Origin of the sequence: Bradyrhizobium sp. HKCCYLRH3061 (assembly GCF_051168015.1) — a bacterium.
Taxonomy (GTDB): domain Bacteria; phylum Pseudomonadota; class Alphaproteobacteria; order Rhizobiales; family Xanthobacteraceae; genus Bradyrhizobium.
Map to the genome: position 1 here is coordinate 70,361 of NZ_JBNPUE010000020.1, position 14,285 is coordinate 84,645.

Below are 14,285 nucleotides of genomic sequence, written 5' to 3' on the forward strand. Positions count from 1 at the left end.
GACGTCGCAGCGAGACATTGCGGCATTGGAGCGGGCGAAGGGAATCGAACCCTCGTATGCAGCTTGGGAAGCTGCCGTTCTACCATTGAACTACGCCCGCGCTCGCCAATGCTTAGCCGAGACCATGCGTTTCGCCAAGCGGCTTGTTGCCACGAGACCGCCAACGCTCGGGCGTGGCGGTCTCGAGAGTTCGGCCCCGGCCGGATCGCCCGATCGTGATCGGCCGCGACCGCGGGCTCCGGAACGGATCGGGCCGGCCGCGCTTGGCCCGTTGGAAACGGCGCCCCTCCTGCTTCGCCGCCGTGAAGGTCCTGGGAGCTCACATCATGCAGAGCCACAGCCCCGCGTCTCAGACCGCCCCCTCGAAAGCCCTCGCCGTCATGTCGGGCCCGTCGGCGCTCGACGTCTACACTCTCGGCTGCGGGCTGTTCCTGGCCGTCGCGCCCTGGCTGTTCGGCTTCGCCGGCAGCGCCGGCCGGATCGATGCCGAGTTGGCGGGGGCTGCCGTCGTCGTGCTCTCGCTCGGCGGCCTTCTGGCGTTTGCCGATTGGGAGGAGTGGCTGAAGGTCGCGCTTGGCATGTGGCTGATTGCAGCGCCGTGGCTGCTCGGATTCGTGCATACGTCGGCGATGCATGTCAGCATCACCATCGGGATCGCCGTGACCTTCCTGAGCCTGCTCGAACTGTGGCTCGCGCATGATACTGATTTTGCCGACGATAGGCCTGCATCGGTGAGCCGGCCGTAGCGGCTCTTGCCGATCGCGCTTCACCTGCGTGCTGCGCCGCATTCCGCGATCGCGATGCCAATGACAGAGATCGCAGAATGCGATCGCAACGCGACGCTTGACAACCATCACCCAAATCAGGGCAAACCCGCCCCCGTCAGGCCGCGCTGTTAACACTTTGTAAACAAAGTTGATGCGGGCGATCGTGACGATGATATGATGCGCGTGGGGTTGGGGTGGCGTCATGGGGCGTGGGTATACGATCTTTGATACGGCCCTCGGCCGTTGCGGCATTGCATGGAGCGATGCCGGAATCACCGGCGTACAATTGCCGGAAGCACGCGAAATCGAGACACGGCGGCGCCTGTTTCGCCAGTTTCCCGACGCACGGGAGCAGCGCCCGTGTTCGAATACTGAACTCGCCATCGAAGGCATCACGGCCATGCTGCGCGGGCAGGATGTCGACTTCTCCGACATTGCGCTCGACCTCGACGGCGTCCCGCCCTTCAACCAGCGCGTCTACGATTGCATTCGCGCGATTCCACGCGGCGAGACGCGCAGCGCCGACGCGATCGCAGACGAACTGCACGTGCCCAAGGCGCTGAATTCCATCGCGCAGGCGCTGAGCAGGAATGCGCTCGTTCTGATCGTTCCCTGCCACCGCGTCCGCGACATCGGCAACGGCCTCGACAAGCCGTCGCCCAACAACGGCATCGTCTCCAAGCGCCGGCTGCTGTCGCTCGAAGGCGCACGGCCTCAGGCGGGCCTGACATTGTTCGACGCGTTTCTCGCCGTCGACCGGCCACGCGCGTCGTAAGCGGGCGCCTCGCGTCGCGCAGATTATCTCGCGCGACGGCCTCCACTTTCCGCCGCAATGCGCTAGATTTGCAGGATGACCGCCACCATCCTGTTCGAAAGCCGTGACGTCACAGTGTCCGAGTTCCGCTGTGCAGCGGTGCCCGGCGAGCGTCCCTATGTCGAGCAGTTTGCCGGCTACTCGCTTTCCTATGTGCGCAAGGGCAGCTTCGGCTGCCGGCATCGCGGCCGCTTCTTCGAGCTGGTCACCGGGGCGCTGCTGGTGGGCCATCCCGGCGATGAGTTCATGTGCACGCATGATCACGTCTGCGGCGACGAATGCCTGTCGTTCTTCTTCGACGATTCGCTGATCGACGAGATCGGCGGCGACAGGCAGGCCTGGCGGGCCGGCGCGATGCCGCCGCTGCCGGAGCTCATGGTCCTCGCTGAGCTCGCGGAGGCCGTCGCCGCGCGCGAGCAGGACCTTGGTCTGGACGAGGTTGGCCAGATCATCGCCCGCCGTTTCGTCGCGACCGCCACGGGCCAGCAGGAACGGGCGGCGATGCCAAGCCTGCGCGATCGAAGGCGCGCGGTCGAGAGCGCATTGTGGATCGACGACAATGCGGAGCGCGACATCGACCTGGCCGCTGCGGCGCACGAAGCCGGCGTCAGCCCATTTCATTTCCTGCGGCTGTTCGCGGCCACGATCGGCGTGACGCCGCACCAATATCTGATCCGCGCCCGCCTGCGGCGCGCCGCGCGGCGTCTCAGCGAGGAGGACTCGCCGGTCACCGCCATCGCCTATGATTCGGGCTTTGCCGATCTGTCGAATTTCACCCGCACCTTCGCGCGCGCTGCCGGCGTGTCGCCGGCGAGGTTTCGCAAGGCCTCGCGCGGCGAGCGCAAGATTCTCCAAGACCGTCTGAGCCGCCATTGATTGGATGATCCCAGCGCGTGCGGCAGCCGCATGCGAGCATGGAGATCATCGATGTACGATCATATCGGCCTCAAGGTCGACAATCTGGACGCCAGCGTCCGCTTCTACACGTCGGCGCTGGCGCCGCTCGGCCACATCCTTTGCTCCAAGGACGAAACCTCGGCCGGAATCGGACCGAAGGGCGAGCCGGCGCTGTGGCTGTATCTCGACAAGGGCGCCAGCAAAGGCGCCGCCCATATCGGGTTCCGCGCCCAGGACCATGCCGCCGTCGCCAGATTCCACAGCGAGGGGCTGAAGGCCGGCGGCAGCGACAATGGCGGCGCCGGCCCGCGCGCGGACTACAGTCCGACCTACTACGCCGCCTTCCTGATCGATCCCGACGGCAACAACATCGAAGCCGTGTGTCCGTGAGGTCAAGCCCATGGCATCCATCCAGAAGGACATTCCGATCGCAGCCCCAGCGGCTGCAGTGTGGGACGCCGTGCGCGATTTCGGCGCTGTTCATACCAGGGTGGCGCGCGGCTTCGTGACCGACACCAGGCTCGACGGCGACGTCCGCATTGTCAGCTTCGCCAACGGCAGCGTGACGCGCGAGCAGCTGGTCGACTGCAACGATCAACGCCGGCGCCTCGTCTATGCCATCAAGAACGAGCGCATCAGCCAGCACAGTGCGTCGTTTCAGATCATCCCGGACGGCGAGGAGCGCTGCCGGGTGATCTGGACGACCGACGTGCTGCCGAACGAGATCGCGCCTTACATCGAGCAGCAGATGGAGCTCGGCGCGCGCGCGATGCAGGACACGCTGGGCAGGCTGCGCGGATAACGGCTCAGCCGATACGCGGCGGCGCGTGCGCATCAGGATTGCGTCCGGCAACCAGCACGGCCGGGCGCAGCTCCAGCGCTGCGGCCGGCTTCGGCCCCCAGCGCGTCAGCATGACGCTCGCGAGCGTCAGTACGCCGAGCAGCACCATCGATGACGCCGCCAGCATGAAGAAGTCGCCCTCGGTCGCGGCATGGCTCAGCAGATAGGAGCCGCCTGCGGCGATGAACACGAGCCGCACCGTCTGCGCCAGCACCGGGCCGACCACCCTGGCCGCGCCCTGCGAGGAGAAATACATCGAGATCGCCAGGCCGATGAAGGCATACATCGGCGCGGCGACCTGAAGATAGTGCCGGCCGGCGCTGCGCGCGCTCTCGTCCTGGGTGAAGATGTCGACCCACAATTGCGGGACGATCGCGATCAGCGTCGACAGCGCGCCAACCGATGCGAACGACACCAGCCCCGCCGTCCAGGCGATGCGCCGGGCGCGTGCGACTTGCTGCGCGCCGATCGCCATGCCGACCATCGGCACCGAGGCCATGCCGACGGAGAAGGCGACCGTGGTCATCATAAATTCGAGCCGCGCGCCGATGCCGTAGCCGGCGAGCACCGCGGTGCCGAACGACGCCAGCATATGCGTGAAGATCGCGATCGACAGCACGGATTGCAGCGGCGAGAAGCAGGCGACGGCGCCGACCTTGAGAATGTCGGCGAACATCGCGCCGCTGATCCTGAGGCCGCGCAGCTTCGGCCGGACGCGCGCGCGCCCCGAAAATAGGTACCAGCCCATCACCGAGATGCTGACGCAGAACGCCAGCAGCGCGCCGGCGGCGACGCCGCGCATACCGAGCCCGAGGACCAGGCTGAGCGTGCCGCCCAGCACGATCTGCAGCATCGCCGAGCTCAGGATCATGAACGACGGCAGCTTCATGTTGCCGGTGCCGCGCAGGATGCCGGCCATCGAGTTCATCAGCCAGGGCAGGATCGCGCCGCCGAAGAAGATCTGCAGATAGGCCGTGGCATGGCTCAGCACCGCGCCGCGGCCGCCGAGCAACTCCAGCAAGGCCGGGCCGAACACCAGCATGCCGATCATGAAGGTCGCGCCGAACAGCAGCGCGATCAGCAGCGCATGCGAGGCGAGCGTCGAGGCGCGATCGGTGTCGCCGGCGCCCAGCGCCCGTGCGATCGCCGAGGCCACACCGCCGCCCATCGCGCCGCCGGACATCGTCATGGTCAGGATCACCAGCGGAAACACCAGCGCCATCGCCGCCAGCGCCTCGATGCCGAGCCGGCCGATATAGGAGGTCTCGGCAATGACGACGCAGGTGCCGGCCGTGTTGGCGATGATGTTCGGCCAGGCCAGCGACAGCAGGGTGCGCAGGATGGGTCCGTCGACGAGCTTATTCCGCATCGGCTTCTCGGGGGGCGGCAATGCACGCCCCTCGCCGACCGGATTGTCGGCCAGGCCGATCTCGGACATCTCAGCTCCCCGCTCGGCCGCGCAGGTCGCGGCCGTCTTGTCGTTCGATTGCTTTCGCTTTCCTAGCACGGCGCTGGCGCGCGCCCTGCGCGGCAGGCGCATTGGGGGTGCGCGGCAGACGCAGCCGGCTAGAAGCGGAAGTGCTTGGAAAGCTTCAGGCCCTGGGCCTGGTAGTTGGAGCCGATGCGGCTGCCATACATCGCGTTGGGACGCGCCAGCATCTTCTCGTAGACCAGGCGGCCGACGATCTGGCCGTGCTCGAGGATGAACGGCACCTCGCGCGAGCGCACCTCGAGCACCGCGCGCGAGCCCTGCCCGCCGGCGCCGGCATAGCCGAAACCGGGATCGAAGAAGCCGGCATAGTGGACGCGGAATTCGCCGACCAGCGGATCGAACGGCACCATCTCCGCGGCGTAGTCCGGCGGCACCTGCACGGCTTCCTTCGAGGCCAGGATGTAGAACTCGCCGGGATCGAGGATGAGGCTGCCGTCGGGCCGTGCCTTGATCGGCTCCCAGAACTCCTCGACCGGATAGCCGGCGCGGCGGTCGACGTCGACGACGCCGGTATGGCGCTTGGCGCGGTAGCCGACATAGCCGTTCGCATTGCTGCCTGAGAGGTCGACGGACAGAGCGACACCGCCGGCGAGATCCGCATCATCGCGATCCACCAGCCGCTCGGCCTGGTGCAGCGCGATCAATTCGTCCTCTGACAGGACCGCGTCGCGATAGCGGAAGCGAACCTGGGACAGGCGCGAGCCTTCGCGCAACAGGACCGGAAACGTCTTCGGGCTGATCTCGGCATAGAGCGGACCGTGATAGCCGGCGCCGATCATGTCGAAGCGTCGCGTGCCGTCGGCGATCACGCGGGTGAAAACGTCGAGCCGGCCGGTCGAGCTCTTCGGATTGGCGGCCGCGACGATGTCCTTCGGCAGCGCCAGGCTCTCCAGCAGCGGCACGATGTAGACGCAGTTGGTCTCCAGAACCGCGCCGTCGGCGAGCGCGAATTCGTGCAGCTTGAGCTCGTCGATGCGCTCGGCGACCGTCGCGCCCGGCCCGGGCAGGAAGCTTGCGCGCACGCGATAGGCGACGTCGCCGAGCCGCAGGTCCAAGCTCGCCGGCTGGATCTGGCTCTCGACGAAATCATATTCGGGAATGATCAGGCCGGCCTCCGCCATCGCCACGATCATGCGATCGGGGAGGATGCCGTGGGCGTCGGCGGGAAGCGAAAACGGCAAGGCCTGATCCTTTGCAGGCGCCGGAACGGCGGCTTGTGGAGCCAATATAGGGTCTTTTGACCGGTTATCCGATGGCCGGCTTGACGGAAAGGCCGGTTGCGACTATGAGCACCACTTATCCCGTGGTGATTTGAGCCGGCCGGCTTGCAGCCACGTTAAATAAGTCGCTAAACAGGCCGGGGACGAATGTGATCCCGGCCGTGAGGAGTTTTCCCAGGCCGGTTTTTTTGTGCCCATCGCCAGCAGCGGTGGTCACGATGGAGGTCACATGTCCAATTCTCCTGCGTCGAAGTCCCCCGCGAAGGCCCCGGCGTCGTTCGCTCACTACCGTCCCGAAACCCGGCTGGTGCATTCCGGCACCTTGCGCTCCGAATTCGGCGAGACCGCCGAGGCGCTCTATCTCACGCAAGGTTTCGTCTACGCCACCGCCGAGGAGTGCGAGGCGCGCTTCAAGGGCGAGGATCCCGGCTTCATCTATTCGCGCTTCTCCAATCCGACCACGGCGATGTTCGAGCGCCGCATGATCGAGCTCGAGGGCGCCGAGGCCTGCCGCTCGGCCGCCACCGGCATGGCCGCCGTCACCACCGCGATCCTGGCCCCCCTGCGGGCCGGCGATCACGTCGTCGCGGCGAAGGCGCTGTTCGGCTCGTGCCGCTACGTGGTCGAGGATCTCCTGCCGCGCTACGGTATCGAGTCGACGCTGGTCGATGGGCTCGATCTCGACCAGTGGCAGAAGGCGGTCAGGCCGAACACCAAGAGCTTCTTCCTCGAGAGCCCGACCAATCCGACGCTCGACGTGATGGACATTCCCGCGATCGCCGAGATCGCGCACGCCCATGGCGCGCGGCTGATCGTCGACAACGTGTTCGCCACGCCGATCTGGCAGAGCCCGCTCGCGCTCGGCGCGGACGTCGTCGTCTACTCCGCGACAAAGCACATCGACGGCCAGGGCCGCTGCCTCGGCGGCGTGATCCTGTCGTCGGAAGCGTTCATCGCCGAGCACATCCACAACTTCATGCGCCAGACCGGCCCGTCGATCTCGCCGTTCAACGCCTGGGTCCTGCTCAAGGGCCTGGAGACGCTCGCGGTGCGCGTGCGCGCGCAGACTGAGACCGCCGGCAAGGTCGCCGATTTTCTCGCCGCGCATCCGAAGATCTCGCGGCTGATCTATCCCGGACGCGAGGACCATCCGCAGGCGGCGACGGTCAAGAAGCAGATGCGCGCCGGCTCGACCCTGGTCGGCTTCGAGGTGAAGGGCGGCAAGGCGTCGGCGTTCCGTATGCTCAACGGATTGAGGCTCGCGCGCATCTCCAACAATCTCGGCGACGCCAAGACGCTGGTCACGCATCCCGCGACGACCACGCATCAGCGGCTGACGCCGGACGCGCGCGCCGAGCTCGGCATCAGCGAGGGCTTCATCCGCTTCTCCGCCGGGCTCGAGCATGCCGACGATCTGATCGAGGATCTCGACGCCGCCCTCAGCGCGGCGTAGCGAATGGTGAAGTGGCGTCGCGAGTAGACCGATCTCATCCCTGCGCGCTACTCGTCATTCCTCATCCGCACATCACCTCCGGATCCCGGGGTTCGCTCGCGCGGCGAGCGCCCCGGGATAACGCCCGCGGCGTCACATCGGCCGATAGGTCGGCACCTCGGCCGGCGCGTTGATGCCGAGCTTGACCTGGCCAACCGAGCGGATGATGTCGTCGCCGAGCAGTTGCGCGAAGCAGGCATAACCCCAATCGCTCATGTGCAAGCCGTCCGAGATCACGAACTCGTTCATCGGGATCGCCTGCCGCTCGTGCCAGTCGCGCATCACCTCGAAGCGCGGGAAGATGCCGGCGTGATGCAGCTCGGCGATGCGGCCGAGCAGCTTGTTCATGCGACCCGCGCTCTCCTGCCGCTCGTTCACGCGCGGCGAATATTGCAGATCGACCAGCACGACATCGGAGGCTGCGGCCTGGATCTTGGCGACGCCGTCCTCGACCAGCCTGGCGGTCTCGGCCGGATCGAGATCGCGCAGCACGGCATTGGTGCCGACCTGCCAGATCACGAGATCCGGGTGACGGTCGATCACCGACGTCTCGATCCGCTTCATCATCTCCGGCGCATCCTCGCCGCCGACGCCGGCATTGATGACGCTGATGTCGACCATCGGATATTGCCGGCGCAGCTGCGCGGCGAGCCGATTCGGATAGGTGTAGTCCGGCGCGCTTGCGCCATAGCCCTGCGTCGACGATGAGCCGAAGGCGACGATCACGATCGGCAGGCCGGAGGCGAGCTTGTTGGCGACGTGCGGCAGCGAAATGAAATTCTTCTTCGCGACGCCCTTCGGCGCCAGGCATGGCACGCGGTTGAAGATGTCGGTGGCCGATTTGGCGACCTGCTTGACCTTGTCGATCGCCCGCTCGGTGATGCTGCGCGATTGCGGCGGCGTGGCCGCGACGGCCTGCCCGGCTGCGGCCGGCGGCTGTGCATCGGTCATGGCCGGCGCAGTCGTCGCCGCAGGCGGCGCGGTCGTGGCCGCCGGGCGCACCGCGGCGATCGGCCCGCGCACCTGATCGTTCGCCTGCGCCAATGTGACGTGTCCGATGCTAGGTCGCAGCTCGCTGATCAGCGGAGTCTTCGGACCGGAGCTCTCCACATCGGACAGCGCGGCGGGTGCAGCCGGCGCTGCGCTCTGCGCCCGTACCGTCTGCGGGCTCAGCGCGAGGGCGATGGCAATGACCGCAACGGCCGAAAGCTTCTCCCATGTCCCGGATACGCGGTGACACTCATTCGACGTCATGAACGACATAATCCTAGTTCTGCTGCGCCGGCCCGATATGCGCCGCGTCGATGATGAACTTCGACAGCGCCCGGCCGATGCAGTCATGAACCTGCCTGGCCAGCTCGACCCCGTGTGTCGGATTGAACAGGTCGAAATCGCCCTGCTCGTTCCACTGCCGCATGATGGCAAACCGATCGAACAGCGGAATGTCGCGGTGCTGCGCCACCACACGCATGTTGTCGACATAGGGCGGCACGGAGATCAATGTTTCCGTCCGCGGACTGTATTGCAGATTCATCAAGACGACGTCAGCTCCTGCTTTCTGCAGCGTCGCCACACCGTCGTCGACCGCCTGCCGGAACTCATCAGGATCGATCGACCGCATGGCGTCGACCGTGCCGGTCTGCCAGATGACCAAATTAGGCCTTTTTCCTTCCACCAGTTTAACGAGATTGCCCGCGACTTCCTCGGCCGTCTTCTTGGGCTGCAGCTCGATGCTGAGATTGACGGCGACCGCCGGCAGCTTGTCCTTCAGCGCAGCCTGCAGACGGGCGGGGTACGCATTGGCGTCGGAGGTGTTGACGATCGAGGACGAGCGGCTTCCGACGACGAGAATATCGAGTGTGCGGCCGTTCTTGACGGCGTCTGCAACCTTCGGGAGCGGGCTCTCGGTGGTCAGCAGGTAGGCCGGCACCTCGCAGTTCTGCGGCGCGTCTTCCGCGCGCGCGGAGGCCGCCAGCGAAACAGCCAGCGCCGCGATACCAAACCTTAACCACGAGACGGACTTCATCAGCCCCCTCCCGCCAGATCGGCGTTGCTGCGCGCACCTTTTCGCGCGGCGCCCTTATCGGCCTCACGCTTGTACCACGAAATCAACGACGCCACCCCCCACATGATGAGGATGCCGCAAAGGCTGATCACCGCGTGCATCATGGCGCCGCCGGACACTTCGGCAAGGACGAAGTGGCCCGCAAACGCCAGAAATACGCCAAGACAGAAGATCTCGAGCGAGTGTTGCCCACAAACAATCAGCGGGCGCAGCCACGGCGACTTCAACAGCGGCCAATCCTTGCGCAGATAGTGCACGGTGAGTGCTGCGAGTGCGAGGAAATGCGCGAAGCGCAACACGTCAAGGTCGGTCTTGTCGATCGGATACATCCACTGCTCGATTCGGCGCGGCATCAGATGGCCGAGCTGCGGGATGTACCAGGTCAGGGTCACGCAGAACGCCGCGACCAGATAGGCGACGCAGAGCCCGAGCGTGATCGGCGAGTTGATGATGCGCGACATGCGATGAGCACCGCCGAGCGCGCACCACGCACCGAACACGAACAGGAGCTGCCAGGCGAACGGGTTGAACGCCCAGAAGCCGTTCGGATAGGCCGTCAGATAGAGATCGAGCTCCCAGGTGAGTGCGTAGAGAACGACCGAGAGCCCGAGCGTGACATCCGGACGCCAGCGCATCAGCCACAGGATCAGCGGCAGGAACAGCATCAGCACGATGTAGAGCGGCAGCACGTCCATGTTGACGGGGCGGAAGCGCAGGATCAGCGCCTGCACGATGGTCACGTCCGGCTGCTTGAGAAAATCCATGATCCCCATCTCTTCGGTGTAGAGCGGGTTCTCGAAGCTGGTCGCGACGTAGGAGATCTCGGCGAGGAAGATCGTGAACAGGAAGACATGGGCGACGTAGATCTGCCAGACGCGGCGCAGGATGCGCGCGGTGGCGACGATGAAGCCGGCATCCTGCATCGCCCGGCCATAGACGAATGCCGCCGTGTAGCCGGAGATGAAGATGAAGATCTCGGTGGCGTCGGAGAAGCCGTAGTTGCGGATCGTGAACCAGGTCAGCAGGTTCGGCGGCAGGTGGTCGATGAAGATCAGCCATAGCGCCAGCCCGCGAAACAGGTCGAGCCGCAGCTCGCGCTCGCCGACCGCCGGGAAGGTGATCGCCGGAGCAGCGGTGGTGGCGGGTGCAGCAGTGGCGGCCGGCGCGGCCGCCACGGCTGATGCTGATGCGACCACAGGTGCAGCCGCGCTCGCCGCGGCGGCGGTCTCCGCAGCCGGCGCGGGTGCGGCGCTGGCTGCGGGGGCGGACGGTCCGGCAAGGCGATCGGCAATCGACGTCATCAGGCACCGCGTCAAGGCTGCCAGCCTTCGAGGCCCGGCAGGGGAAATGTAGGGCTGCGCAGTTTTTGCGCAAGCGATGAAGGACTTATCAGCTGGGCCGTGCCCAGTTTTTCGACCTTGGCGGCCAGCTGGTGGGCGATCGCACGACGCAGGACAGGTCGATCGCCGCCAGGGTCTGCCGGCCGCGCCCGATCCGAGTCCAAGGAACGGACCGCGCGTACGGCCGACAGAGTCCGCGATTCTGGTGCCATAATGCGGAACTGTGTTGAAAGCACGATGGCGTCGCGATTGGTTCCGGCGCGGGTTTCCGCTACAATGCCACCATGTATCGCGCCGTGACTCGCCACATCGAAGTGACCGTCGAACCGAACTTCCTGCCTGAGAAGTCTTCGGTGGCCGATGGCCGCTGGTTCTGGTCCTATACCGTCGTCATCACCAACAGCGGGGAGGAGACGGTGCGGCTGCGCAGCCGCCACTGGATCATCACCGACGGGATCGGCCGGCAGCAGGAGGTGCGCGGCGAGGGCGTGGTCGGCGAGCAGCCGGTGCTCGCGCCAGGAGAGCGCTTCGAATACACCTCCGGCGTGCCGCTCACCACCGCGTCCGGCTTCATGGCCGGCTCCTACCAGATGGAGAGCGAGAGCGGCGAGCACTTCGACATCGCCGTGCCGGCGTTTTCGCTCGACAGCCCGGACGGCGGCAAGCGGGTGTTGAATTAGCCGAGCGTGCACTTGGTTCGGCTGATGACCGATCGTGCACCCGCATTTTTGTACTTGGCTTTCAACGTTCATCGCGTATCGGCCCGGCACACCCGCTGACTTCTGCTCAGCTGTCGTCCCGGGCAAGCGTCCGACAACGCGCCAGCGTTGGCGGATGCGCCGACCCGGGACCCATAACCACAGTGTGCAGTTTGGCGACGGCTGGAGCGACGATGCCGTTTCACTACAAGACCCTGTGGTTATGGTTCCCCGCGCGACGTGCGCAATTGCGCACTAGGCGGGGACGACACCATTTCTGTCGAAGCGAGATTGCGTCACACCGCCCCTCTCTGGCTGACGTCACAGCACTTCGCATTCTCGCGACGCATCCCGCGCCCGAGCTTTGTCGATTCGTTCGCCCTCTCAAAGCAGAGGGCGCAGGGAAGGCCGGGCCTCGGCTGAGGCCCGTGGCCCGCCTGCGAAAAGAATGCAGGCGGCAGGTACCACAGGTTCAGCCGGAACGACCCGGCCCTCCCTGCGCGATCGGTTTTAACGGCTGCTTCGCGTTCTCCCTGGTGCGCCGTGCTTTCTGGCCACCATCCCCACGCGAAGCGAAAGCTCCGGCGTGAGTTGATATCAGCGTCGGGATATCAGGACCGCGCGACTTGACCGTGCGTGCATCGCCGTTCGTCCGCGCGGACTGATCCACGCTGCGGCAATACACGCCCATCGCATCCCACTGCCAACGGTTCGTGACGGTCGCGAAACGCCCCTCATGCGGCAGCAGAGACGCGCGGAAATGTGCCAGTGATTTGCCCGACGACACAAGTTGTTTGTTGCTGCGACAAAGGAGCGCGACGGGCAGTGCGGTCGGCACGATCCAGGATGAACTAATAGCGACGAAGCACCGGACCATAGGGCGGGCAAAAGGCACTTGGAGGCCCGACGATAGAGGCACAAGTGCACGGCGCCGTGCCCACCGCCCGCGACCACCGCTCGCGATCGTGGGAACGCGATCACGCTCGGAGGCGCCGTCGGGGCCACCGTGCCGCCAGCGCGACGCCCTTCGATCATCCCCGCATGCGCGCGATGCCTTCGGCCCAGGTCACGACCGGGGTGTAGCCGAGGTCGCTTCGCGCCTTGCTGATGTCGAGCGTGAAATCCTGGCCGATCATGCGCAGTGTCTGGCGCGTGATCGGCGGCTTGGAGCGCAGATGAAACATGCGCCAGACGGTCTCCATGACGGCCGCCATGCGCCAGGCGATGCCGAACGGTGCGGATCGTTGGATGGGGGGAACGTCCCGGGTGCCGAGCAGATCGGTGATCACCTGCTTGAGCGTGCGGGCCTGCCCGTCGGTGACATGGTAGGCCTGCCCGCCCCGGCCTTTTTCGGCCGCCAATAGCAGGCATGCGACGACATTGTCGACGTGGCTCGTGGACATGAGCTGTCCACCGCCGTCGGGCAGCGCGAAATGACCTGCCCTCGCGGTTTCGACCATGGCATCGAGCATCGGCATCCCCTCGCCCCAGATCAGCGGCGGCCGGACCACGATCGTGCGAAACGCAGCCGTGTTGGCCTGCCGCACCATCTGGTCGGCATCCGCCTTGGTCGCGATGTAGGGCGCCCAGGACGGCCTTTGCAGCGTCGCATCCTCGCTGACGTCCCTCATCGGCTTCGGACGTCCCATCACCACCGCGGCGGCTCCGGCGGCGACAAATGTCGATGCGCCAGCCGCCTTGGCGGCGGCCAGCATCTTGCGCGTGCCGTCAACATTGGCCTCGCGAAACAGCGTATGGGGGTCCCACTCGCTCAAGTGCCCGGCCACGTGAAAGACCGTGTCGCACCCTTGCATACCCTCGGTCAGCGCCATCTCATCCTGAAGGTCGCCCCGACGGGTCACGACACCCGGGCCCTCGACGGCCGCCGCCGCCTCGTCGCTGCGAACCAGCGCGACCACTCGCACATTCATCTCCCGCAACCGCGCGATGAGGCGCTTGCCGACGAAGCCGGAGCCGCCTGTGACAAAGACGTTTTTCATGCTACCTCTATAGCGTTGCTATAGCACTCATATAGCACCGCTATAGGCCAATGCAAGATCCGCCAGGGACTGTCGATGTCGACCGAAGATCAGATTCTATCCGCCGCCGCTGAAATCCTGGAACGGCAGGGCCCCGAAGCCGTGACGACGCGGGCGGTGTGCCAAGCGGCGGGCGTCACCGCGCCAACGCTCTATCACCACTTCGGTGACAAGAGCGGATTGCTGCGTGCCCTGGTCTTGCGGGGGGTCGAGACGTTCATGACACAGAAGCGGACCAACCGTCACACCGCTGACGCCCTCGCCGATCTGAAGCGCGGCTGGAACGGCTGGATCGCTTTCGCACTCGAACGACCAAAATTGTTCCGCATGATGATCGATCAAACCCGGTCGGACCCAGGCGTGTCCAGAGAGGCTTTCGGACTCATGCGGGCGGTGGTCGAGCGGCTTGAAGCCCAAGGGCGTTTGACGACCGACGTGGACACCGCGTCACGAACGATCTGGGCGGCTTCGAACGGCGTTCTGACCCTGTTCTTGCAGGACGTGCCGGCCGCCGAGATCAAGCGGTCGAGTGACATATTGCTGGAGGCGCTTGTCGCGAGGTTTGTGCGAACTGATCAGTAATGCGACTCCATCCCATCGCGTCACGCTCCGGCGCCCTG

Annotated in this window: 15 protein-coding genes, 1 tRNA gene and 1 riboswitch; of the genes, 8 read left to right on the plus strand and 8 right to left on the minus strand. The window is 65.8% G+C overall.

Going from position 1 to position 14,285, the window contains the following annotated elements:
- Positions 1 to 26 precede the first annotated feature (26 nt).
- A tRNA-Gly gene (locus ACQR2C_RS27240) sits at positions 27 to 100 on the minus strand.
- Between the two features lie 226 nt (positions 101 to 326).
- On the opposite strand from ACQR2C_RS27240, the gene ACQR2C_RS27245 reads away from it, so the two are divergent.
- From ACQR2C_RS27245 to ACQR2C_RS27265, 5 genes are all read left to right on the plus strand, one after another.
- On the plus strand, positions 327 to 746 hold the full coding sequence (locus tag ACQR2C_RS27245; RefSeq protein WP_434882493.1) for an SPW repeat protein: 420 nt from the start codon (positions 327 to 329) through the stop codon (positions 744 to 746).
- Positions 747 to 969: 223 nt separating this feature from the next.
- Positions 970 to 1,542 carry a methylated-DNA--[protein]-cysteine S-methyltransferase gene (locus ACQR2C_RS27250; protein WP_434882494.1) on the plus strand — a complete coding sequence of 191 codons (573 nt, stop codon included), beginning with the start codon at positions 970 to 972 and terminating at the stop codon, positions 1,540 to 1,542.
- A 75-nt stretch (positions 1,543 to 1,617) separates the two neighbouring features.
- Positions 1,618 to 2,457: a helix-turn-helix domain-containing protein gene (locus tag ACQR2C_RS27255; RefSeq protein ID WP_434882495.1), complete on the plus strand. Its 840-nt coding sequence runs from the start codon at positions 1,618 to 1,620 to the stop codon at positions 2,455 to 2,457.
- Positions 2,458 to 2,508: 51 nt separating this feature from the next.
- A complete protein-coding gene (locus ACQR2C_RS27260; RefSeq protein ID WP_434882496.1) occupies positions 2,509 to 2,868 on the plus strand; it encodes a VOC family protein in 360 nt (119 codons plus the stop codon).
- A gap of 10 nt (positions 2,869 to 2,878) precedes the next feature.
- Complete coding sequence (locus tag ACQR2C_RS27265) at positions 2,879 to 3,280, plus strand: SRPBCC family protein (RefSeq protein ID WP_434882497.1); 402 nt, start codon at positions 2,879 to 2,881, stop codon at positions 3,278 to 3,280.
- Positions 3,281 to 3,284: 4 nt separating this feature from the next.
- Here ACQR2C_RS27265 and ACQR2C_RS27270 read toward each other — a convergent pair whose 3' ends face one another.
- Both ACQR2C_RS27270 and ACQR2C_RS27275 read right to left on the minus strand, forming a co-directional pair.
- Positions 3,285 to 4,757 (minus strand): MATE family efflux transporter, encoded by a 1,473-nt coding sequence (locus tag ACQR2C_RS27270; RefSeq protein WP_434882498.1) that lies wholly within the window; start codon positions 4,755 to 4,757, stop codon positions 3,285 to 3,287.
- A gap of 128 nt (positions 4,758 to 4,885) precedes the next feature.
- Positions 4,886 to 5,992: a 2'-deoxycytidine 5'-triphosphate deaminase gene (locus tag ACQR2C_RS27275; RefSeq protein WP_434882499.1), complete on the minus strand. Its 1,107-nt coding sequence runs from the start codon at positions 5,990 to 5,992 to the stop codon at positions 4,886 to 4,888.
- Between the two features lie 112 nt (positions 5,993 to 6,104).
- Positions 6,105 to 6,184, plus strand: a riboswitch (SAM riboswitch).
- A 76-nt stretch (positions 6,185 to 6,260) separates the two neighbouring features.
- Between ACQR2C_RS27275 and ACQR2C_RS27280 the strand changes: the two genes are divergently transcribed.
- A complete protein-coding gene (locus ACQR2C_RS27280; RefSeq protein ID WP_434874021.1) occupies positions 6,261 to 7,484 on the plus strand; it encodes an O-succinylhomoserine sulfhydrylase in 1,224 nt (407 codons plus the stop codon).
- A gap of 132 nt (positions 7,485 to 7,616) precedes the next feature.
- Here ACQR2C_RS27280 and ACQR2C_RS27285 read toward each other — a convergent pair whose 3' ends face one another.
- The 3 genes from ACQR2C_RS27285 to ACQR2C_RS27295 are packed head-to-tail and all read right to left on the minus strand — an operon-like array spanning position 7,617 to position 10,889.
- Positions 7,617 to 8,777 (minus strand): GDSL-type esterase/lipase family protein, encoded by a 1,161-nt coding sequence (locus tag ACQR2C_RS27285; protein WP_316237349.1) that lies wholly within the window; start codon positions 8,775 to 8,777, stop codon positions 7,617 to 7,619.
- Between the two features lie 13 nt (positions 8,778 to 8,790).
- The gene (locus ACQR2C_RS27290) at positions 8,791 to 9,549 is read right to left on the minus strand and encodes an SGNH/GDSL hydrolase family protein (protein ID WP_315801590.1); all 759 of its coding nucleotides are present in this window, start codon (positions 9,547 to 9,549) and stop codon (positions 8,791 to 8,793) included.
- A complete protein-coding gene (locus ACQR2C_RS27295; RefSeq protein WP_315801591.1) occupies positions 9,549 to 10,889 on the minus strand; it encodes an OpgC domain-containing protein in 1,341 nt (446 codons plus the stop codon). Before ACQR2C_RS27295 ends, ACQR2C_RS27290 begins: the two co-directional genes overlap by 1 nt.
- 323 nt (positions 10,890 to 11,212) lie before the next feature.
- Between ACQR2C_RS27295 and apaG the strand changes: the two genes are divergently transcribed.
- A complete protein-coding gene (apaG, locus tag ACQR2C_RS27300; RefSeq protein ID WP_315801592.1) occupies positions 11,213 to 11,608 on the plus strand; it encodes a Co2+/Mg2+ efflux protein ApaG in 396 nt (131 codons plus the stop codon).
- 490 nt (positions 11,609 to 12,098) lie between these two features.
- Here apaG and ACQR2C_RS27305 read toward each other — a convergent pair whose 3' ends face one another.
- Positions 12,099 to 12,464, minus strand: coding sequence for a hypothetical protein (locus ACQR2C_RS27305; protein WP_315801593.1), 366 nt, complete (start codon positions 12,462 to 12,464; stop codon positions 12,099 to 12,101).
- Between the two features lie 193 nt (positions 12,465 to 12,657).
- On the minus strand, positions 12,658 to 13,626 hold the full coding sequence (locus tag ACQR2C_RS27310) for an NAD-dependent epimerase/dehydratase family protein (protein ID WP_434874022.1): 969 nt from the start codon (positions 13,624 to 13,626) through the stop codon (positions 12,658 to 12,660).
- Positions 13,627 to 13,701: 75 nt separating this feature from the next.
- Here ACQR2C_RS27310 and ACQR2C_RS27315 point away from each other — a divergent pair, with 75 nt between their 5' ends.
- On the plus strand, positions 13,702 to 14,247 hold the full coding sequence (locus tag ACQR2C_RS27315) for a TetR/AcrR family transcriptional regulator (RefSeq protein ID WP_434874023.1): 546 nt from the start codon (positions 13,702 to 13,704) through the stop codon (positions 14,245 to 14,247).
- The last annotated feature ends 38 nt before the right edge of the window (positions 14,248 to 14,285 follow it).

Excerpts from the sequence above, each read along its gene's own strand:
- ACQR2C_RS27245 (WP_434882493.1), top strand. The coding sequence starts at position 327 with ATGCAGAGCCACAGCCCCGCGTCTCAGACCGCCCCCTCGAAAGCCCTC.
- ACQR2C_RS27250 (WP_434882494.1), top strand. The coding sequence starts at position 970 with ATGGGGCGTGGGTATACGATCTTTGATACGGCCCTCGGCCGTTGCGGC.
- ACQR2C_RS27255 (WP_434882495.1), top strand. The coding sequence starts at position 1,618 with ATGACCGCCACCATCCTGTTCGAAAGCCGTGACGTCACAGTGTCCGAG.
- ACQR2C_RS27260 (WP_434882496.1), top strand. The coding sequence starts at position 2,509 with ATGTACGATCATATCGGCCTCAAGGTCGACAATCTGGACGCCAGCGTC.
- ACQR2C_RS27265 (WP_434882497.1), top strand. The coding sequence starts at position 2,879 with ATGGCATCCATCCAGAAGGACATTCCGATCGCAGCCCCAGCGGCTGCA.
- ACQR2C_RS27270 (WP_434882498.1), bottom strand. The coding sequence starts at position 4,757 with ATGTCCGAGATCGGCCTGGCCGACAATCCGGTCGGCGAGGGGCGTGCA.
- ACQR2C_RS27280 (WP_434874021.1), top strand. The coding sequence starts at position 6,261 with ATGTCCAATTCTCCTGCGTCGAAGTCCCCCGCGAAGGCCCCGGCGTCG.
- ACQR2C_RS27285 (WP_316237349.1), bottom strand. The coding sequence starts at position 8,777 with ATGACGTCGAATGAGTGTCACCGCGTATCCGGGACATGGGAGAAGCTT.
- ACQR2C_RS27290 (WP_315801590.1), bottom strand. The coding sequence starts at position 9,549 with ATGAAGTCCGTCTCGTGGTTAAGGTTTGGTATCGCGGCGCTGGCTGTT.
- ACQR2C_RS27295 (WP_315801591.1), bottom strand. The coding sequence starts at position 10,889 with ATGACGTCGATTGCCGATCGCCTTGCCGGACCGTCCGCCCCCGCAGCC.
- apaG (WP_315801592.1), top strand. The coding sequence starts at position 11,213 with ATGTATCGCGCCGTGACTCGCCACATCGAAGTGACCGTCGAACCGAAC.
- ACQR2C_RS27310 (WP_434874022.1), bottom strand. The coding sequence starts at position 13,626 with ATGAAAAACGTCTTTGTCACAGGCGGCTCCGGCTTCGTCGGCAAGCGC.
- ACQR2C_RS27315 (WP_434874023.1), top strand. The coding sequence starts at position 13,702 with ATGTCGACCGAAGATCAGATTCTATCCGCCGCCGCTGAAATCCTGGAA.